Here is a 17,566-nt window from a genome sequence, read left to right as displayed (position 1 = left end):
TCGGGCTAGCAAAATGCGCACCCCTCACTCCGTACCGAGCCTCCCGATCTCCCTGACCGTACGGCGAAGCGATTCCGCGAGGTCGTCGACGGGGGAGGAGCCGGAGTGGATCACCACGCCGAAGGCGGTGAGCACCAGCGAGACCGCCAGCTCGGCGGTCCGTTCGTCCCCGCAGCGCTGCGCCGCCAGGGCCATGAGGTCCTTGCGGATCGCGCTCATCTGCGGGCCCACGTCGTCGAGCAGCGCGGGATGGTCGGCCACCAGCAGGCGCAGAGGGCCGATGTCCGGGGGGACGGCGACGTGGGTGGCCAGCAGGTCGCACAGCTCGCCGACCGGGTTCCCGGTGCCGGCCAGGAAACCGGCCCGCTCCTCCTCGCCCAGCGGATCGACGGTCACCCCGAGCACCGCCGCGGACTTCGAGGAGTAGTAGTTGAAGAAGGTCCGCGGCGAGATGTCCGCCTCGGCGCTGATCTCCTCGACGGTCACCCGGTCCAGTCCCATCTCCGCCGCCAGGTGCAGGGCGGCGTCGTGGATGGTGGCGCGGGTGCGTCTCTTCTTCCGCTCCCGCAGGCCGCCCACCTCAGAGCGGTCGGTGACCCGTGACGGCGTCCCGACCCCGTTCCGGGCCATCAGGCCGGCTCCGGCACGGCCCCACCCGCCGACGACTCGTTGCGCGCCCGATGCTCGGCCCGCTCCTCCAGCGCCGAGCGCTCGCGCAGCGGCGGCACCTTGAAGAACCAGGTGAGGATGAAGGCGAGCACGATCACCGACAGCCCGACCCAGTAGACCGTCTTCGCCGAATCGTCGAAACCGGTCATGAAGGGCTTGGTGAGCGCCGCATCGGCCCCGTTGAGGAAGGAGGTGTCGGAGGTGGATGCCGAGGACTGGCCGGTGCTCGCGGAGCCGCTGTTGATCTGCCTGGTCAGCTCGGGCACGACGGCGTCGACGACATGCCTGCGCTGGTCGGCGTTGGAGTAGTCGACGGCCAGCCTGCCGTCGATCACGCTGACATGCTGCGTGGTGGCCACCGCCTGGAGGGCCTTCTGCCGGGCGGCGGGGGTCAGCTTCGCCACCTGTTGGTCGATCACGGCCTGCAGGCGCGCCTTCTGGGCGGCTGACGCCGTGGCGCCGGCCTGTCCAGCGGCGGCTGCCTGGGCGGCAGCCTGCTTCTTGACGGCGGTGGTCACCTGGGCGCGCACCGCCTTGTCCACCTGGGCGTCGACCTTGGTGGTGGCCTGGTCGAGGCCCTTGGCGTAGTCGGCCTCGACCTTCGTGGTGATCGGGCTCCACATCTTGTTCATGATCGCCTTGTTGTTCGAGGCGGTCGCGACCTTCGGGTCGAGGGCGGCATTGAGCGCCGCGGTCATCGTCGGCTCGTCTCCCATGGCGTTCGTGATGTTCGTCGGCATCACGGAGAACAGCACTGACAGCAGCACCGCGGTGCCCATCGTCCCGCCGATCTGGCGGAAGAAGGTCGACGAGCTGGTCGCCACGCCCATGTCCCGGCCGGGCACCGCGTTCTGGCTGGCCTGGGTGAGAGCCTGCATGAGGAAGCCCAGTCCCAGACCGAGCACGAACATGCCGATCATCATGTGCCACAGCGGGCCTCCGACGGCCCACAGCAGCAGCAGGTAGCCGCATGCCGTCACCGCGGTGCCGACCTTCGGGAACCAGCCGTAGCGACCGGTGCGCATGATGATCTGGCCCGCGCTGATCGAGGAGGTCATGATGCCCAGCACCATCGGCAGGGTGGCGAATCCCGACTCGGTCGGCGTCAGTCCCTCGACGATCTGCAGGTAGAGCGGGATCGTCATCATGGCTCCGAACATCCCGAAGCCGACCAGCATGCCGAGCACAGACGCCCAGGAGAAGGCGTGGTAGCCGAACAGCCTGAGCGGCAGGATGGCGTCGTCGCCGACGGCGCGCTCGATGAGGATGAAGGAGACCAGGCCGACGGCCGAGACGACGTAGCAGGCGATCGAGCCGAGCGAGGTCCAGCCCCAGGACCGGCCCTGTTCGGCCACCAGCAGGAGCGGCACGAGGGCGAGGACCACGGTCGTGGCGCCCCACCAGTCCACCCGCGGCCGGTCGGTGGCCTCGAAGTGAGGCAGGTGGAGGAAGAGGAAGACCATCGTGATGGCGAGGATGCCGACCGGCACGTTGACCAGGAACACCCAGCGCCAGCCGGAGACCCAGAGAATCTGGTTCGCGTCGGAGAAGACGCCGCCGATCAGCGGCCCGATGACCGTCGAGATGCCGAAGGTGGCGAGGAAGTAGCCCTGGTACTTGGCGCGCTCCCGGGGGGCGAGCATGTCGCCCATGATGGCCAGCGGCAGAGACATGAGGCCGCCGGCGCCGATCCCCTGGAAGGCGCGGAAGCCCGCCAGCATGAGCATCGAGGTGGAGAAGGCCGAGGCCAGCGAGCCGAGGATGAAGATCCCGATCGCCAGGAGGAAGAGTGGACGCCGGCCGAACAGGTCGGAGAGCTTGCCGTAGATCGGCGTCATGATCGTCGAGGTGATGAGGTAGGCGGTCGTCACCCAGGCCTGCTGATCCAGTCCGTCGAGGTCGTCCCCGATGGTGCGGATCGCAGTGGAGACGATCGTCTGGTCCAGTGAGCTGAGGAACATGGCCGTCATGAGGGCCACGACCACGAGCATGATCTGGCGCTGGCTCATGAGGGGAGTTCGCTGCCCGGGCGCCGCGGGCACGGCTTCCGGGACGTCGGTTGAGGCCATCCGAGTACCTGCGATTCGTGAGGACAGGCACACCGGGGGGCCTTGGATCCGCAATGGTCGGCGAGGGCTCCCCGCGTCCCCGCGGATTGGGTCCGGCGCGGGTGCGTGCCGAACTGCCCTAGAACGTAGCTCAATATTGCAGTAGCTGCAATATTTCGGGGGATGTCGTCGCGGATTTCCTCCTCCAGCGGACAGAGGAGGGGAGGAGGGGGCGAGGAGCCGCGGCATTCACCGTAGTGGGACGTGGGTCTGTCGGGTGCGGCCGAAGCCCGGGCGCGCTCCTCCCGGGCACCTGCCCCAAGAGTCGGCCTCAGATCGGCCTGATGTCCTGATCGGGAATGCCGTCCTCGTTCATGTCCGGGCCACGGGCGGACCGGGAGTCGTGACGGAGCACGACGGCGCCGAGGATCGCTGCGATGAGCGAGCCCACCAGGATCGCGGCGCGAGCCTCGTCGATCGCGGTGCTGTCGGGGAAGGAGAGCCCGGCGATGAGCATCGAGACGGTGAATCCGATGCCGCACAGCAGGCCGACCGGCAGCAGGTCTCGCAGCCCCACGGCGTCGGGAAGCCGCAGCCCGGTCCACCGGGCCAGTGCCGCGCTGGTGAGCATGATCCCGACCGGCTTGCCGATCACCAGCGCTGCCGTCACCGCCCACACCAGCGGATGGGCGAACAGGCCCGCCTCGCCGTCGGATCCGGTCAGCGAGATCGGCACCCCGGCCGCGAAGATCGCGAAGACCGGAAGGGCGATGACATTGGAGAGGGGCTGGACGAGCTGGCCCAGCCGTGTCGCCCGCGACGCCATCTCCGGGGCCCGGCGCACGGCCGGCACCACCAGCCCGAGCGCCACGCCGGCGATGGTGGCATGCACCCCCGAGGCGTGCATGCTCCACCAGGCGATCAGTGCCACCGGGATGAGCAGCCACCAGCGCATTCGAGGACGTCGCACCAGCCAGGCGAAGACCGCCACCGCCGCCCCTGCTCCCAGCAGGGCGAGGAGATTGAGGCCGTGGGAGTAGAAGATCGCGATGACGAGGATGCCGATGAGGTCGTCGACGACGGCCAGGGTGAGCAGGAAGACCCGCAGTCCCGAGGGCAGGCCGCGTCCGGCGATCACCAGCACCGCCAGGGAGAAGGCGATGTCGGTGGCGGTCGGGATCGCCCAGCCGTGCAGGTACTGGGTGCTGGACGTGGCCACGATGACCGCGGTGTAGATGATGGCGGGCACCGCGACCCCGCCGCAGGCCGCCAGGATCGGGACGGCCGCCTTCCGGGGGTCGTGCAGGCTGCCGACCCGGATCTCAGAAATGAGCTCGAGACCCACGGTGAAGAAGAAGACCGCCAGCAGCCCGTCCTGAGCCCATTCGCCGACGGACAGATCCAGTCCGATCGATCCGGGGCCGGCAACGGTCTGCGAAAAGGCCCGGAAGGCCGATCCGGTGGGTGCATTGGCCAGCGCCAGGCCGACGACCGCGCCGATCAGGACGAGGACGCCGCCGGTGGTCTCCCGGTTGAGGAAGGCTCTGACGCGGGTGATGTTCGAGGTGGTCATCGGGCTCCTGATGCTCCGGGCATGGTGCTGCCGTCGTCACCCCGAGGTCACGGGGCGGTCGACCAGGCTTCCCGACACACCGTCGCCGAGACTAACATCCTGGTGCCGCACTTCCCCGCAGAACTCGGGCCTCACCGAAATCCGCACCCCGGCCCGTGCCCGGCATGACGCCGTGGTTGGATTGTCGTGACATCCTTCGCCGCCGATGGTCGTCGCCCCGGATCACGGGCGCCCCTTGGCGGAGGCAGGTCCGATCACGCGGAGATGAGCGACGATGACGACGGGATACCAGCCGAACGAATTCGAGTTCGGGCGCGATGACGACGGCGAGTTCGTCCGGGTGATGGCCCGGGGTCATCAGGTGCTCTCCTCGCCGGGCATCAACCAGGGGTCGGGATTCAGCCTCGAGGACCGCACCGCCCTGGGGCTCAACGGCCTGCTGCCGTCGGGGGTGACGACCTTGTCCGGCCAGCTCAAGCGGGTCTACGCCCAGTACCGGGCCCAGCCCGACGCGCTGAGCAAGTACCTGTACCTCAACTCCATGCACGACCGCAACGAGGTGCTCTTCTTCGCCCTGCTCACCGAGCACATCGAGGAGATGATGCCGATCGTCTACACCCCCACCATCGGGCAGGCGATCGAGGAGTACTCCCACTGGTACCAGCGTCCCCGCGGGGCCTTCCTGTCGATCGACAGCCCGGAGAAGGTGGAGGAGGCCCTCGCCGCGATGGGCCACCGGTCCGAGGACGTCGATCTCATCGTCGTCACCGATTCCGAGGGGATCCTGGGAATCGGCGACCAGGGCGTCGGCGGCATCGCGATCACCGTCGGCAAGCTCGCGGTCTACACCGCGGCGGCCGGGATCCACCCCCACCGCGTCCTGCCCGTGGTGCTGGACACCGGCACCGACAATCTCGAACTGCTCAACGACGACTCCTACCTGGGGGCCCGCCATGCGCGGGTCCGCGGCCAGCGCTACGACGACTTCGTCGACCGCTTCGTCGTCGGCGCCCACAAGCTCTTCCCGAAGGCGATGATCCACTGGGAGGATTTCGGCGCCGGCAACGCCACCCGCATCCTGGCCAAGTACCGGGAGGAGTACTGCACCTTCAACGACGACATCCAGGGCACCGCGGCCGTGGTCGCCGCCGCCGTGATGGCCGCCGTCAAGGCCTCGGGGACGCCGTTGAGCGAGCAGCGGATCGTCGTCCACGGTGCCGGCTCGGCGGGCATCGGCATCGCCTCCCTGCTGCGCCGTGTGATGATCCAGCAGGGGGTGGACGCCGAGGAGGCCAGATCCCACGTCTGGGGGCTGGGTTCCCGGGGACTGCTGCGCGAGGGGCTGAGGCTGCGCGACTTCCAGCAGCCCTGGGCCCGCCCGGCCTCCGAGCTGAAGGGCTGGACGCTGGACCGGAAGGGCCGTTACGAGCTGGCCGACGTCGTCCGCAACGTCCACCCGACCATCCTCATCGGCTGCTCGGCCCAGCCCGGCGCCTTCAGCGAGGAGATCGTCGGCGAGATGGCCGGCTACTGCGACCGGCCGATCATCATGCCCCTGTCGAACCCGACCCGCAAGGCCGAGGCGGTGCCCTCCGACCTGCTGGAATGGACCGACGGGAAGGCTCTCATCGCCACCGGGTCCCCCTTCGAACCGGTGCGCCACCGAGGCACCACCTACCGGATCGCGCAGGCCAACAACGCCCTGGTCTTCCCCGGGATAGGGCTGGGCGCGATCACCTCGCGGGCCTCCCGGGTCTCCGAGGGCATGATCGCGGCCGCCGCGACGGCACTGGCCCGGACCGTCAACGCCCGGACCCCGGGCGCCTCCCTGCTGCCCGACATGACGGCGTTGAGATCCATCTCGGCGCGGGTGGCGCTGGCCGTCGTGGAGGCGGCGCAGAACCAGGAGCTGGCGACCGTGGAACTCGGGACCAATCCCGTCCAGGCGATCTACGACGCCATGTGGCAGCCGCGCTATCCGCGCGTCATCGCGGCCTGAGGACCGTTTCCCGGTGCGCTCGTCCCCTGGCTCACGCGATCCTGCGTGCGCCGAGGACCTCCCGCGACTCGACTGACGGCGTCGCGGTGATCTCTGCGATCCGCCGCCCCGGACCGGCCCTGCGGGAGCGTCTCCGTGATGTGATCATCTGGGTGAGCCGACTCGCCGAGAGCCCGACGGTCTGGGCGATGGTGCCCAGCGGAACCCCGGATTTTCGGGCATCCTGGACGGCGCCCAGGAATCGGTCGGACGCCATGCTCTCGATCTTTCGAAGCCCCTGCAGCAACGCCGCTGACTCCCAGACCGCTTCGAGCGCGGCCTGCTGCTTCTCGTCAAGATCAGCCATGGGGCCAAGTCTAGGCGGGGCCGACGACGACGCCCGGTAACCACTGCTGTGAATGTCCTGAGCAGTGGGTGCGGCGGGTTTGCGCGATGCGTCACTCTGGAATCAGCAACAGCGGCAACGGTTCCGGGAGGCGACCCCGATGACGCAGCACCAGGATGGCATCGTCGACGTGCTCGACGTCGTGGTCGGGCGCGTGCTGGCGGAGATCGCAGCGGTCGACACCGATCCCGGGATCCGGCCGGACGCCTTCATCCGCGAGCGCTACCGGGGGTCTCGGGTCTCGGCCGGCGGCGGTGAGGTGGTGCGGCTGGAACTGGCCAGCGGCGTCGTCGCGACGATTCTGGTGCGCGGCCTGCGGATGGACATGGTGATCGAGGTGCGCGGGCGTCGCGCTGATCTCGAGGTGCCCCAGGGGAGGTTCGCCGACGCCCTGCTCAGGTTCGTGTCCTGAGAGGGGATCACCGCCCGGCAGCCTCTAATGTGGGAGTGCAGGTGAGATGCGGTGCGGATGCGAGGAGAGGGCGATGGCTGAGGAATTCACAGCGGATCGGGCGGAGATCGGAGCCCTGCTGGCAGAGGACCTGCCGCTGCTGCTGAGGGCGCTCCAGCTGTGGCTGGTCCAGCTGCAGAAGGTCATCGAATCCCTGGAGGGTGATCAGGGCCTGGACGAGGAGAGGCGTCGCCGGCTGGAGGTGCACCGGGCCGAGCGCACCCGGGTCCTGGACCTGGTGGCGTCGATCAGTGCCTCCATCACCGGGAAGAAGAAGGGTGATCTGACCAGGGAGGACGTCGCGGCGTCGCGGCGCTTCATCGCCGAGAGCTGGGGCTGAAAGGGAGTTGGCGGCTGCTGGTCGGGGTCCGCTGGGCAGGGCCCGCTGGGCACAGCAGCCGGCCGGCGGGTGGGGGTCCGCTCAGCCGGTGATCTCGAAGCCGCTCAGGCCCACGACGTCCCGCTCGTTGGTGTGCAGCCCGGTGACGGTGGCGCTGCTGGGGCCGTCATGGAGCCATTCGACCATGGCGTTGACGGCGTGTGCGGGCCCTTCGAGCTCGCACTCCACGGATCCGTCGTAGCGGTTGGCGACGGTGCCGCTGACGCCGAGTTGCTGGGCCTTGGCCTGAGTGAAGTACCGGAAGCCGACGCCTTGGACGATGCCCTTGACGACGGCGTGGACGTGAATGGTCTGGTCGCTCATGACCCCATGGTGCCCCGGAAAACCTCCTCCCGGAACTTCCCCGGAGACCTTTCGTCCTCCCGGACCTTCCCCCGGAGACCACTTCGGCAGTGAGTGTGCACTCTGGCAGTGGAATACCGCTGCCGAAGTGAAAACTCACTGCCGAAGTGGAGGAGGATCGGTGTCAGGAGGGGAGGCCCCTCCGCCGGTCAAGCCGGCAGAATCCCCAGGTGGGAGTACTTGGCCGGGGGGTTGGCCAGGGCGTCGCGATCGATGACGGCCCGGGCGTCCAGGGCGATGGCCCCCGACGGCGAGACGGTCAGCGGGTTCATCTCGGTCTCGGTGATCTCCGGGTGCTCGGCCACCAGGGTCGAGAACCGGGTGATGACCTTGACCAGGGCGTCGACGTCGGCGCCCTCGGCACCGCGGTAGCCCTTGATGAGCGGCCAGATGCGCAGCGACTCGACCATCCGGCGGGCCAGCCCGGCATCGACCGGGGCCAGCTGGAGGGCGGAGTCCTTGAGGATCTCGGCGGAGGTGCCGCCGGCGGCCACCATGATGGTCTGGCCGAAGGAGGCGTCGCGGGTGGATCCGAGGATCAGCTCGGCGTTGCCGGCCGAGACCATCTGCTCGATGACGACGCCCTCGATGCGGGCGTCCGGCTTGGCGGCCGTGGCGTTGGCCACGATCTGCTCGTAGGCCGCCCTGACCTCCTCGGCGTTCTTCGGGCCGACGACGACGCCGCCGACATCGGTCTTGTGGGTGATGTCGGGGGAGGCGATCTTCGCCACCACCGGGTAGCCCATCTCGTCGGCCAGCTTCGCGGCCTGATCGGCGCTGGTGGCCAGCCTCGGCAGCGCGACCGGGATGCCGTAGGCGTCGAAGAGCTCCTTGGACTCGGTCTCGGGCAGCAGTCCGGTCTCGGGCACCGAGGCGATCAGCTGGGCGGCCTTCTCGCGGTCGGGCGTGAAGTCGTCGGCCGGGGCGGGGATCGACGCCGCGGCGGCATCGACGGCGTCCTGGGAGGCGACCTCGTTCATGAAGGCGTCGACGGCGTTCTCCGGGAACTCGAAGGTCGGGATGCCCGCGGCGGCGAGCTTCGCGGTGGCCTTCTCGTTCTCCGCGCCGCCGCCCATCCACACGGCCAGCACGGGCTTGGTGGTGGTGGCCGCGGCGGCGATGACGGCGTCGGCCGAGCCGATGATGTCGGTCATGGCCTGCGGGGTGAGGATCACCAGGATGCCGTCGGCGTCGGCCTCGCCGACCGCCGCGCTGATGGCGGCCTCGTAGCGCTTGGCCGGGGCGTCGCCCAGCACGTCGATGGGGTTGGCGTGCGACCAGGCAGTCGGCAGCACCTCGTTGAGGGCGTCCAGGGTCGTCTCGGAGACCTCGGCCAGGCGTCCGCCGCGCTCGGCCAGGGCGTCGACCGACATGACGCCGGGGCCGCCGGCGTTGGTGACCACGGCCAGGGTGGGCTTGCGGGCGGGCCGGTCGGCGGCCAGCAGCTCGATGGTGTGGTACAGGTCGGAGATCCGCAGCACCCGGGTGACGCCGACCCGCTCGAAGGCGGCGTTGTACACCGAGTCGGCGCCGGCCATCGCGCCGGTGTGGGAGACGGCGGCCTTGGCGGAGGCGGCGAAGCGTCCGGCCTTGTAGACGATGAGCGGCTTCCTGGCGGTGAACTTCTTGGCCGCGGCGGTGAAGGCCTGGGCGTTGGAGATCGACTCGGCGTAGACGACGGCCGCGTGGGTGTCGTCGTCATCGGCGAGGTAGTCCAGCATGGCGGCCAGCTCGACGTCGGCGGCATTGCCCAGGGTGGCGATCTTGGAGAAGCCGATGCCCTTGCCGATCGCCCATTCGATGAGGGCGGCGGTCAGGGCGCCGGACTGGGAGACCAGGGCGATATTGCCCGGCTTGGGGGTGTGCGCCGCGAAGGTGGCGTTGAGCCTGCGCTCGGGCACCTGGAGGCCGAGGCAGTTCGGGCCGAGCAGGCGCATGCCGTTCTTGCGGCAGACCGCGACGACCTTGTCCTCCATGGCGCGGCCCTCGGGGCCCACCTCGCGGAATCCGGCGGCCAGGCAGACGATGCCCTTGATGCCGGCCTCGGCGCACTGCTGGACGACGCCGAGGACGCCGGCGGCGGGCACGCAGAGGATGGCCATGTCGGCGGACTCTGGAGTCTCCAGGACGCTCGGGAATGCCGGGACGCCGCCGATCGACTCGTGCTTGGGATTGATGGGATAGACGACACCCTGGAAATTGCTCTCCAGCAGGTTGCGCACAACCATGTGTCCGAGATTCGTGGGTTTGGTGCCGGCTCCCACCACTGCGACTCGGTGCGGGGCGAACAGACAATCCAGCTCAGCGCTCATCGGGCAAAGACCTCCATGTCATAATTTGTCACCCGGCGTCGGGTGCACGATCACTGGCACGGTATCACCGCGATTCCCCCGGCTTTCGAGGGGGTCGGGAGTTGGGCCGGTAGGGCGCGTAAACGCCCTCATCAGCAGCTTGAAGCGGATTGTTATCTGACAAATTATGTCGGCTTCTCATGTCCTGCCGGGGGTGACATGCCCTCACCCGGATGAGGCTGGCGATCGTTCTCGCCGAAGACCGATTCCAGGGACGTGTGGTATTGACACCGACCGGGCGAGCGAATTCGGAACGGTTGGCAAACGCATCCCGAGGGTCGTCGTCACCGTACCGGGCCGGTCCGGCGGCCACCGGGCGGGCGCCCGGCGAGATGTCCTCCCGAAATGTCAGGTCCTCGAGCGTCATACCGCGGATGGACCCGTGAGCCGACGAGCCGTGTCGACGGGGCCATGCCCTGCGCCGCCCGGCCGAACAGTTCGTGCGCAGACCGCTCAGCCCCGATGCGCGAACGGACGGTTCGGTGGCGCCGGATGTGAGCGTCCTGGCGATGCGCGGATTAGCGTTGAGGCATGGCTGATGAGATCGAGTTCGGTACCGGAGGGTGGCGGGCCGTCATCGCCGACACCTTCACCAAGACAAATGTCCGCCGCGTCGCCCAGGGACTGGCCGATCGCATCCACGACGAGCAGGTCGACGACCGCCCCGTAGTCATCGGTTACGACCAGCGCTTCCTCTCCCCGGAGTTCGCCTGGTGGGCCGCCGAGGTGCTCGCCGGAAACGGCATCGGCGTCCGCGTCATCGACCGTCCCGCCCCCACCCCCATGATCATGTGGACCGTCCGCGACAAGGGGTGCGCCTACGGGATGGCGATCACCGCCTCCCACAACCCGGCCACCTACAACGGCATCAAGATCTTCACCGAGGGCGGCCGCGACGCCGAGGTGGAGGTCACCGCCCCCCTCCAGGAGCACGTCAACCGGTTGACCGACGCCGACATCAGGTCCGTGGGCCGGGCCGAGGCGGTGGACAGCGGACTGGTGACGGTGCAGACCTCGATGAACTGGTACATCGACTCGATCCTCGACCAGGTGGATCTGGACACCATCCGTCACGCCCACCTCAAGATCGTCCTCGATCCGATGTTCGGCGTCTCCAAGACCTGCCTGCAGACCATCCTGCTCACCGCCCGCTGCGACGTCGACACCATCCACGAGCGCCGCGACACCCTCTTCGGCGGGCGCCTGCCCTCCCCGAACTCCAAGACCCTCAAGGCCCTGGCCGGCGTGGTGGTGGAGCGCGACGCCGATCTGGGAATCGCCACCGACGGAGACGCCGACCGTCTGGGCATCATCGACGACCAGGGCAATTTCCTGCATCCCAACCAGATCCTGGTCCTGCTGTACTCCTACCTGCTGGAGGAGAAGGGCTGGACCGGGCCCTGCGTGCGCAACCTCGCGACCACCCACCTGCTCGACCGGGTCGCCGAGGCCCACGGGCAGACCTGCTACGAGGTGCCCGTCGGCTTCAAGTGGGTGTCGGCCAAGATGGCCGAGACCGGTGCGGTGATCGGCGGCGAATCCTCGGGAGGACTCACCGTCAAGGGCCATATCGCCGGCAAGGACGGCGTCTACGCCGGCACCCTGCTGGTGGAGATGATCGCCAGGAAGGGCAAGAGCCTGTCGCGGATCTACGCCGACATCGAGGAGCGCTACGGCCACCTCGAGATGATCGAGGACGACTTCTCCTTCGCGCCCGAGGCCAAGGAGGGCCTCAAGAAGCGCATCTACGTCGACCAGGACCTGCCCGACTTCGGCGTCGAGATCGACCACGTCTCCGACATGGACGGGGTGAAGGTGTACTTCAGGAACGGAGGATGGATCATCGTCCGCTTCTCCGGCACTGAACCCCTGCTGAGGGTCTTCTGCGAGATGCCCGACGCCGCCTCGGCGCAGCGGTGCATCGACGCCGTGGTGGCGAAGTACAGGCTCTAACAGGCGAGGTGCGGAGGGACGGTGAGGCCAGATCCCAGATCGCTTGCCGATCTTGGTCTTACAGATCACAAGTAATCACATAAGGGCACCCGCTGTAGCGTCTGTTGAGACCGGTGGATCAGGTTTCTGGTTGAGGTGGTGATGGGGGTGTACTCGTGGGGTGAGTACGTCATGGAAGCAGGGTCCGGGTAGGGCCGAGTCGTCGGAGGAGCGGGAGACGCGGGCGGTGTTGTTGGAGGCCTCGCGTCGGGTGTTCGTGCCGATCCCCAAGGTCTTCGTGCAGCATCCTCGGCGTCCCGGGGTGGCCGACCGCCACGGGCCCCTGGCCGAGTTCGTGAGGGCGGGGGACCGGCGGGGCTTGTTGGCACTGCTGATGGTGCATGGGGCGATCAGCAGTGGGGCCGGTCCCGGGGGATTCAGTAAGGCGTTGCCGTTGATGGTGTGGGCCAGGGCCTTTGGCACGACGGTGGACGCTGAGCCGGTCTCGGCGCGGTCGGCGGCGACCCGGATCCTGGCCCGGTTGGAGCGCCGTCGGCTGATCGAGCGGCGCCGTGTGGGCCAGGAACGGCGGGTCCAGGTGAGGCTGTTGGCTGCTGACGGGTCGGGCCGGGCCTACACGAGGCCGCGGGGCACCAGTCCGGGCCAGCGGTTCCTTCGGCTCTCGCACCGGTTCTGGACCGAGGGGTGGGATCAGGAGCTGTCATTGCCGGGGATCGCGATGCTGCTGGTGGCGCTCCACGAGCGGCCGGGGTTCGCCCTGGCCACCGCACACATGCCTGCCTGGTATGGATTCTCGGCCGATACCGCCGAACGGGGGTTCGCCGAGCTGCGTGATCACGGCCTGTTGAGGGTGGAACGGCGATCTCGGCGCGATCCCCTGACCACCGAGTTCGTGACCTGGTTCAACCAGTACACCCTGGTGGCGCCGTTCGACCCCGCCACCGTACAAACCGACCAAGACAGGAAGATCCATGGCAATGACCGATAAGAAGAGCACCCGGTGGTACATGGGCGCGATCCTGGCTGGGACAGGAGTCTTTCTGGTGGCCCTGGCCGTCGAGCTGGTGGCCCAGGGCATCGCGTTCGGTATCAGGTGTCTGGTGCCGGGGTGGGCAGACAGTGAGGCATCACCGGCATGGGGCCGACTCGTCGGGGCTTTGGTCGGTGCCGTGGTGGCTGTGGGGGGTACGCGGCACTTCGTTGAAGGTCTTCGATTCGAGTGGCCGTCGCATCGCCGGGGCAGCCCTCGCGCGATCCTCGACGTGCTTCGGCAGGCCATCTCCAAGGTGGCGATAAGACAGCTGTGCGGCGGCTTCCTCATCGTACTGGCGGTGATGACGCTCTCGGTCGGGGCGATCAGCCTCGGAGGCGGCTGGACGTTCGGCGACAGGGCCTGGTCGTGGGGGATCCTCTACGGGCTCGGTGCTGGGTTGGGTGCCGCAGTGATCGAAGAAGTCTTCTTCCGCCGGACCCTGCTACGGGTGGCTCTCAGTCGGTGCCGCCGGGTCGTGGCGCTGGGAATCAGTGCCGCGGCCTTTGGGCTGCTTCACGGGGTGCCCCGATTGCTCGGGGGCATGGCATGGGGTGATGCCGCGTGGCTGACGATCGCAATCACTCTGGGGCCTGGAATGGTGCTGGGGGCGGCCTGGCTGGCCACCCAGCGGCTGTGGCTTCCGATCGGGATCCACGTGGCCTGGAACATCGGCGAGTACTCGATCCTGGGGATCAACGTGCCTGGTGATGCCGGCGGCCGGGGCGTGTTCGCCTCGACGTGGTCGGGGACCACATGGTTGACCGGCGGCCAGCTGGGACTTGATGCGTCACTGGTCACCCTGATCGCGCTCTTGATCGTCGCGGCCTTCCTGATGTGCTGGGCTCGTCATAACAGGCGCCTCGAACGGGCATCGTGAACCCCCAACGCTCCCGAACGTCTGGTTCTTCAGGGAACCGGGGCGCTGCGGGGTCTGGCACAGTCGCCGGGGCGGCTGGCGCTCCCAGGCCTCGAAGGCGGAGGGACTATAGATTTGGAGCTATTGGTGGAGCTGGGGGCGTTCCCGGCTGCCGGACATCCTGAGCGCTGTGACAGGGGGCGGGCAGAATCCAAGTGCTGCCGGTAGTGGCCCGGCGCTCCCGGTCGACTCCGGGACGTGAAGGGTGCCTGGGGCGGTTCGGTTCAGGATTCTTGTCGTGGGGGTGTGGGGATGGCCTGGTCGTCGAGGTAGGCGTCAAGCTCCATGAGGTGGCCGAGTTGGTCCTTCATCTCGTGGGTGGGCAGGGCGTCGCCGTCCCGGGCCGCGGGCGGGTGGGGCAAGGGTGCGATGCCAGCGAACTGTCAAGCCCCGGGTTTGGTGGAGGGTCGGTTATCTGGCGTTGACGGGTTCTGGGAGGGGTTCTGACGGGACGGGGAGTCCGTCGGGATGTGCGTCCAGGAAGGCCTGCGGGGTGAGGCCATTGAGGGCGCTGTGGGGTCGGAAGGTATTGAACCAGTGGACCCACTCGGCGGTCGCGATCTCGACGTCATCGATGCCGTGCCAAGGACCGCGGTTGCGGATCAACTCGGCCTTGAACAGGGAGTTCAGTGACTCCGCCAGGGCATTGTCGTAGGAGTCGCCCTTCGAACCGACCGAGGCCACAGCGTTCTCGTCCGCGAGGGCCTGACCGTAGCGGATGGCCCGGTACTGGACGCCCCGGTCGGAGTGATGGATCAGCCCGGTCAGGTCTGCGCCGTCCCGGTTCCGCTGATAGATACCCATCGTCAGAGCATCCAGCGCGAGGTCGGTGTGCAGGGACCTGGAGACTTGCCAGCCGACGATCTCCCGATTGAACACGTCGATCACGAAGGCGACATAGACCCAGCCGGTGAACGTCCGGACGTAGGTGATGTCGGCGACCCACAACTCGTTCGCAGCGAACGCTGCGAAGTGCCTGTTGACCAGGTCCTCGGGACACTGGTCCCTCGGCGCCGAATAGGTGGTGTTCGGAGCCTTCGCCCGACGGATCCCCTGCAGGTTCAGGTCTCGCATGAGCCGTTCGATCGTGCACCTGGCGACGTGCCCGCGGCACCGGGTGTCGGGTTCCCGGTTCAGCACGATGTGCATCTTGCGGACCCCGAACGCATCGAAGTTCTTGTGGTGCACCTCGGTGATCTCCTCCTTCAGAACCTCGTCACGCTGCTCGCGTCTGGAGGGCTGATGGTGCCGGCGGGCGTAGTACGTGCTCGGAGCGATCTGGATGTCTGCTTGGCGCAGGGTCTGGCAGATCGGCTCGACTCCGAACTCGTCGCGGTACTCGTCGATGAACTGACAGATCAGTAGGATGGGCGGTCGAGCTCCGCCGCGAAAAAAGCCGAGGCCGAACGCAGGATCGCGTTGGCCCGCCGTAGCTCGCGGACCTCCTTCTCCAGTTCCTGGATCCGGGCGGCCTCATCGGTCGTGGTGCCGGGACGATCACCGGCATCGACCTGGGCCTGACGGACCCAGCCTCGTAGCGTCTCGGGGTTAACTCCGAGTTGCTCGCCGATGCGGCGGAACAGGCCGCGCTGAGACGCCGGATCGGCCTCGAGAGCGTCCAGGGTCATCCGGGTCGCTCGTTCCCGGAGCTCGCCGGGGTACTTACGTGGTGCAGGCATGACAGAGAAGTCCTTTCCGTGGCTTCACTGCCTCCATCATCCCCGGGACGGTTCACTGACTGCACCAGAGGAGCTCTTGGCAAGGAGTCTTACAGAAGGTCGGTTGTATGACTTGCGTAGTGCTGTTTCTTCCGATGGACCTTATGCGGGGCGTGTTCCTGTCAGGGCTGCCGTGGTCCGTGCACTCATCTGTGGGATAGTCGCCTCCTGTCAGTACGCGGATCCTCGAGGACTACGGATCATCGGTGCGGTTCTTGATGAGCGACTGGATCTCGATGACATCACCTTCGGGCTGCCTTTGGTGTTCGTCGACTGTGAGCTGCCTTTCGGGTTCTCCGCAGTCAGATCGAGTCTGCACCACCTGCACTTCCGTGTGTCGATCCTCGCTACTCGGGAGGATACGAACGCAGTCCTGGACCTGGAGCAAGCCCGCATTCTCAACGACTGCGTCCTGGAGAGATGCCACCTCACTGCATCAACCCGGCTCGGTGCAGTGAGATGGCAGGGGTGTCACGTCGGTGGGCATTTGCAGTGCGACGCCGACATCACCAACACCGACGGACCAGTTCTGGCCTGCGACAATTTGACGACTGACAGCAACGTCACTGTGAGTGGAAGATGCAGGAGTACCGGAAATGATGATCTCGGCGCAGTGAGGTTGCACGGGTCCCACGTCGGTGGTCAGTTCCGGTGCAACGCCGACATCATTGCTTCCTCTGGACCGGCGTTGGTCTGCGACCATATGGTCACAAACAGCGACGTGATCCTCCACGGTTCTTGCGCAGGTGCTGGGAACCGTGGTGCAGTCCGACTGCCTGGGGCTCATATCGGTGGCCAACTTCAGTGCAGCGCCGACATCACCAATTCAGACGGGCCGGCGCTGTATGCCGACAACCTGGTCACGGAGGGCATCACAGCAGTTGATGGACGGTGCGCCGGAATCGGCCCGGAAGGTGTAGTCCGGTTGCTCGGGGCTCATCTTGGCGGACAGCTCCGATGCGGCGGTACGATATTAAACCCCGACGGGCTGGCGTTGGCTTGCGACAACCTGGTCGCTGGCAGCGACATGATCCTGAATGGCTCATACGGTGGCTGCGGGGACCGTGGCGTAGTCCGGTTGTTGGGCGCTCATATTGAAGGGCAATTGGTCCTGTCACCAGCCTTCATCGGCGATGAGCCACCTATCCGATGGCTGGTCCTGGACGGGCTCACCTACCCCGGACTCCCTACGCTCCGAATTGGGGAAGAGGAGGACCAGGAGAGGGCGTGGATCGATCTGCTGGCCAATCAGACCATCGAGTACGCGGCTCAACCCTGGCAGCAGCTCGCCGCGGCCTGGCGAGCAGCCGGTCATGACGACACAGCTCGTCGGGTCCTCATTGCCCAACAGGAGGACCGACGTCATCGTGCCCTTTCCCAGACCAGACATCCATGGCGGAATAAGACGATCGCCTGGCTGTCGAAGCACACGACCGGCTACGGATACCAGTCATGGCGGAGCCTGGTGATGCTCGTCATCGTCGCGGCCGCCTCGGTCGGAGCATCCGTGTGGTTCAGCTCGCCGGCATGCGGCAGGCTTGAGCGGGTAGAGGCTGGACTCGGATGGGCTGTGCCCATCATCTTCTCAGTGAGACATACTGCCTGCCCTGCCACAAGTCCCGGAATGATCATCACATCATGGGTGGCTCACATCATCGGTTGGACACTCGTCACACTGTTCGTCACAGGATTCACCGGCATCATCCGCAAGAGTCACGACTGATCATC

The 17,566-nt window shown here is 67.4% G+C and carries 15 protein-coding genes and 1 other annotated feature; of the genes, 7 read left to right on the top strand and 8 right to left on the bottom strand.

Annotated elements, in window-relative coordinates:
- Nucleotides 1-24 precede the first annotated feature (24 nt).
- From JS278_RS16250 to nhaA, 3 genes are all read right to left on the bottom strand, one after another.
- Nucleotides 25-630 (bottom strand): TetR/AcrR family transcriptional regulator, encoded by a 606-nt coding sequence (locus JS278_RS16250; RefSeq protein ID WP_220150002.1) that lies wholly within the window; start codon nt 628-630, stop codon nt 25-27.
- On the bottom strand, nt 630-2,738 hold the full coding sequence (locus tag JS278_RS15435; RefSeq protein ID WP_220150001.1) for an MDR family MFS transporter: 2,109 nt from the start codon (nt 2,736-2,738) through the stop codon (nt 630-632). Before JS278_RS15435 ends, JS278_RS16250 begins: the two co-directional genes overlap by 1 nt.
- A 310-nt stretch (nt 2,739-3,048) precedes the next feature.
- Nucleotides 3,049-4,290 (bottom strand): Na+/H+ antiporter NhaA, encoded by a 1,242-nt coding sequence (gene nhaA, locus JS278_RS15430; RefSeq protein ID WP_114045965.1) that lies wholly within the window; start codon nt 4,288-4,290, stop codon nt 3,049-3,051.
- A 274-nt stretch (nt 4,291-4,564) separates the two neighbouring features.
- Between nhaA and JS278_RS15425 the strand changes: the two genes are divergently transcribed.
- On the top strand, nt 4,565-6,289 hold the full coding sequence (locus JS278_RS15425; RefSeq protein WP_114045964.1) for an NAD-dependent malic enzyme: 1,725 nt from the start codon (nt 4,565-4,567) through the stop codon (nt 6,287-6,289).
- 31 nt (nt 6,290-6,320) lie between these two features.
- Here the strand turns inward: JS278_RS15425 and JS278_RS15420 are convergent, their stop codons facing one another.
- A complete protein-coding gene (locus JS278_RS15420) occupies nt 6,321-6,635 on the bottom strand; it encodes a hypothetical protein (RefSeq protein ID WP_114045963.1) in 315 nt (104 codons plus the stop codon).
- A 139-nt stretch (nt 6,636-6,774) separates the two neighbouring features.
- Between JS278_RS15420 and JS278_RS15415 the strand changes: the two genes are divergently transcribed.
- Entirely contained in the window at nt 6,775-7,086 is a 312-nt protein-coding gene (locus JS278_RS15415; RefSeq protein WP_114045962.1) for a hypothetical protein, read from the top strand.
- A gap of 73 nt (nt 7,087-7,159) precedes the next feature.
- On the top strand, nt 7,160-7,465 hold the full coding sequence (locus tag JS278_RS15410) for a hypothetical protein (protein ID WP_114045961.1): 306 nt from the start codon (nt 7,160-7,162) through the stop codon (nt 7,463-7,465).
- Nucleotides 7,466-7,546: 81 nt separating this feature from the next.
- On the opposite strand, the gene JS278_RS15405 is transcribed toward JS278_RS15410, so the two are convergent.
- Nucleotides 7,547-7,828: an acylphosphatase gene (locus JS278_RS15405; RefSeq protein ID WP_114045960.1), complete on the bottom strand. Its 282-nt coding sequence runs from the start codon at nt 7,826-7,828 to the stop codon at nt 7,547-7,549.
- A 188-nt stretch (nt 7,829-8,016) separates the two neighbouring features.
- On the bottom strand, nt 8,017-10,179 hold the full coding sequence (locus JS278_RS15400; protein ID WP_114045959.1) for an acetate--CoA ligase family protein: 2,163 nt from the start codon (nt 10,177-10,179) through the stop codon (nt 8,017-8,019).
- Between the two features lie 570 nt (nt 10,180-10,749).
- On the opposite strand from JS278_RS15400, the gene JS278_RS15395 reads away from it, so the two are divergent.
- The 3 genes from JS278_RS15395 (at nt 10,750) to JS278_RS15385 (ending at nt 14,081) form a co-directional block, all read left to right on the top strand.
- Nucleotides 10,750-12,171: a phosphoglucomutase/phosphomannomutase family protein gene (locus tag JS278_RS15395; RefSeq protein ID WP_114045958.1), complete on the top strand. Its 1,422-nt coding sequence runs from the start codon at nt 10,750-10,752 to the stop codon at nt 12,169-12,171.
- Between the two features lie 160 nt (nt 12,172-12,331).
- The gene (locus tag JS278_RS15390; RefSeq protein WP_147243249.1) at nt 12,332-13,159 is read left to right on the top strand and encodes a hypothetical protein; all 828 of its coding nucleotides are present in this window, start codon (nt 12,332-12,334) and stop codon (nt 13,157-13,159) included.
- 55 nt (nt 13,160-13,214) lie between these two features.
- Nucleotides 13,215-14,081 carry a CPBP family intramembrane glutamic endopeptidase gene (locus JS278_RS15385; protein WP_181833767.1) on the top strand — a complete coding sequence of 289 codons (867 nt, stop codon included), beginning with the start codon at nt 13,215-13,217 and terminating at the stop codon, nt 14,079-14,081.
- A 263-nt stretch (nt 14,082-14,344) separates the two neighbouring features.
- Here JS278_RS15385 and JS278_RS16120 read toward each other — a convergent pair whose 3' ends face one another.
- Nucleotides 14,345-14,482, bottom strand: coding sequence for a hypothetical protein (locus JS278_RS16120; protein WP_181833766.1), 138 nt, complete (start codon nt 14,480-14,482; stop codon nt 14,345-14,347).
- A gap of 49 nt (nt 14,483-14,531) precedes the next feature.
- Nucleotides 14,532-15,799, bottom strand: a protein-coding gene (locus tag JS278_RS15380) for an IS3 family transposase (protein ID WP_425451451.1) whose coding sequence is annotated in 2 segments (ribosomal slippage) — nt 14,532-15,511 and nt 15,511-15,799 — 1,269 coding nt in all. Because the reading frame shifts where the segments join, the coding sequence is not laid out codon by codon here.
- Nucleotides 15,390-15,518, bottom strand: a sequence feature (AL1L pseudoknot). Its footprint overlaps the gene before it by 129 nt.
- Here JS278_RS15380 and JS278_RS15930 point away from each other — a divergent pair.
- Nucleotides 15,798-17,561, top strand: a complete 1,764-nt coding sequence (locus tag JS278_RS15930; protein ID WP_147243248.1) for a hypothetical protein — start codon at nt 15,798-15,800, stop codon at nt 17,559-17,561. The two genes, JS278_RS15380 and JS278_RS15930, sit on opposite strands and share 2 nt — an antisense overlap.
- Nucleotides 17,562-17,566: the final 5 nt, after the last annotated feature.

It is taken from the genome of Acidipropionibacterium virtanenii, assembly GCF_003325455.1.
GTDB lineage: Bacteria > Actinomycetota > Actinomycetes > Propionibacteriales > Propionibacteriaceae > Acidipropionibacterium > Acidipropionibacterium virtanenii.
Note: the sequence above shows the minus strand (reverse complement) of the source record. Positions and strands in the feature narration are given on the sequence as shown.

Coding starts and splice junctions, on each gene's coding strand:
- JS278_RS15435 (WP_220150001.1), bottom strand. CDS start 2,738: ATGGCCTCAACCGACGTCCCGGAAGCCGTGCCCGCGGCGCCCGGGCAG.
- JS278_RS15410 (WP_114045961.1), top strand. CDS start 7,160: ATGGCTGAGGAATTCACAGCGGATCGGGCGGAGATCGGAGCCCTGCTG.
- JS278_RS16250 (WP_220150002.1), bottom strand. CDS start 630: ATGGCCCGGAACGGGGTCGGGACGCCGTCACGGGTCACCGACCGCTCT.
- JS278_RS15415 (WP_114045962.1), top strand. CDS start 6,775: ATGACGCAGCACCAGGATGGCATCGTCGACGTGCTCGACGTCGTGGTC.
- JS278_RS15930 (WP_147243248.1), top strand. CDS start 15,798: ATGACAGAGAAGTCCTTTCCGTGGCTTCACTGCCTCCATCATCCCCGG.
- nhaA (WP_114045965.1), bottom strand. CDS start 4,290: ATGACCACCTCGAACATCACCCGCGTCAGAGCCTTCCTCAACCGGGAG.
- JS278_RS15420 (WP_114045963.1), bottom strand. CDS start 6,635: ATGGCTGATCTTGACGAGAAGCAGCAGGCCGCGCTCGAAGCGGTCTGG.
- JS278_RS15395 (WP_114045958.1), top strand. CDS start 10,750: ATGGCTGATGAGATCGAGTTCGGTACCGGAGGGTGGCGGGCCGTCATC.
- JS278_RS15425 (WP_114045964.1), top strand. CDS start 4,565: ATGACGACGGGATACCAGCCGAACGAATTCGAGTTCGGGCGCGATGAC.
- JS278_RS15405 (WP_114045960.1), bottom strand. CDS start 7,828: ATGAGCGACCAGACCATTCACGTCCACGCCGTCGTCAAGGGCATCGTC.
- JS278_RS15400 (WP_114045959.1), bottom strand. CDS start 10,179: ATGAGCGCTGAGCTGGATTGTCTGTTCGCCCCGCACCGAGTCGCAGTG.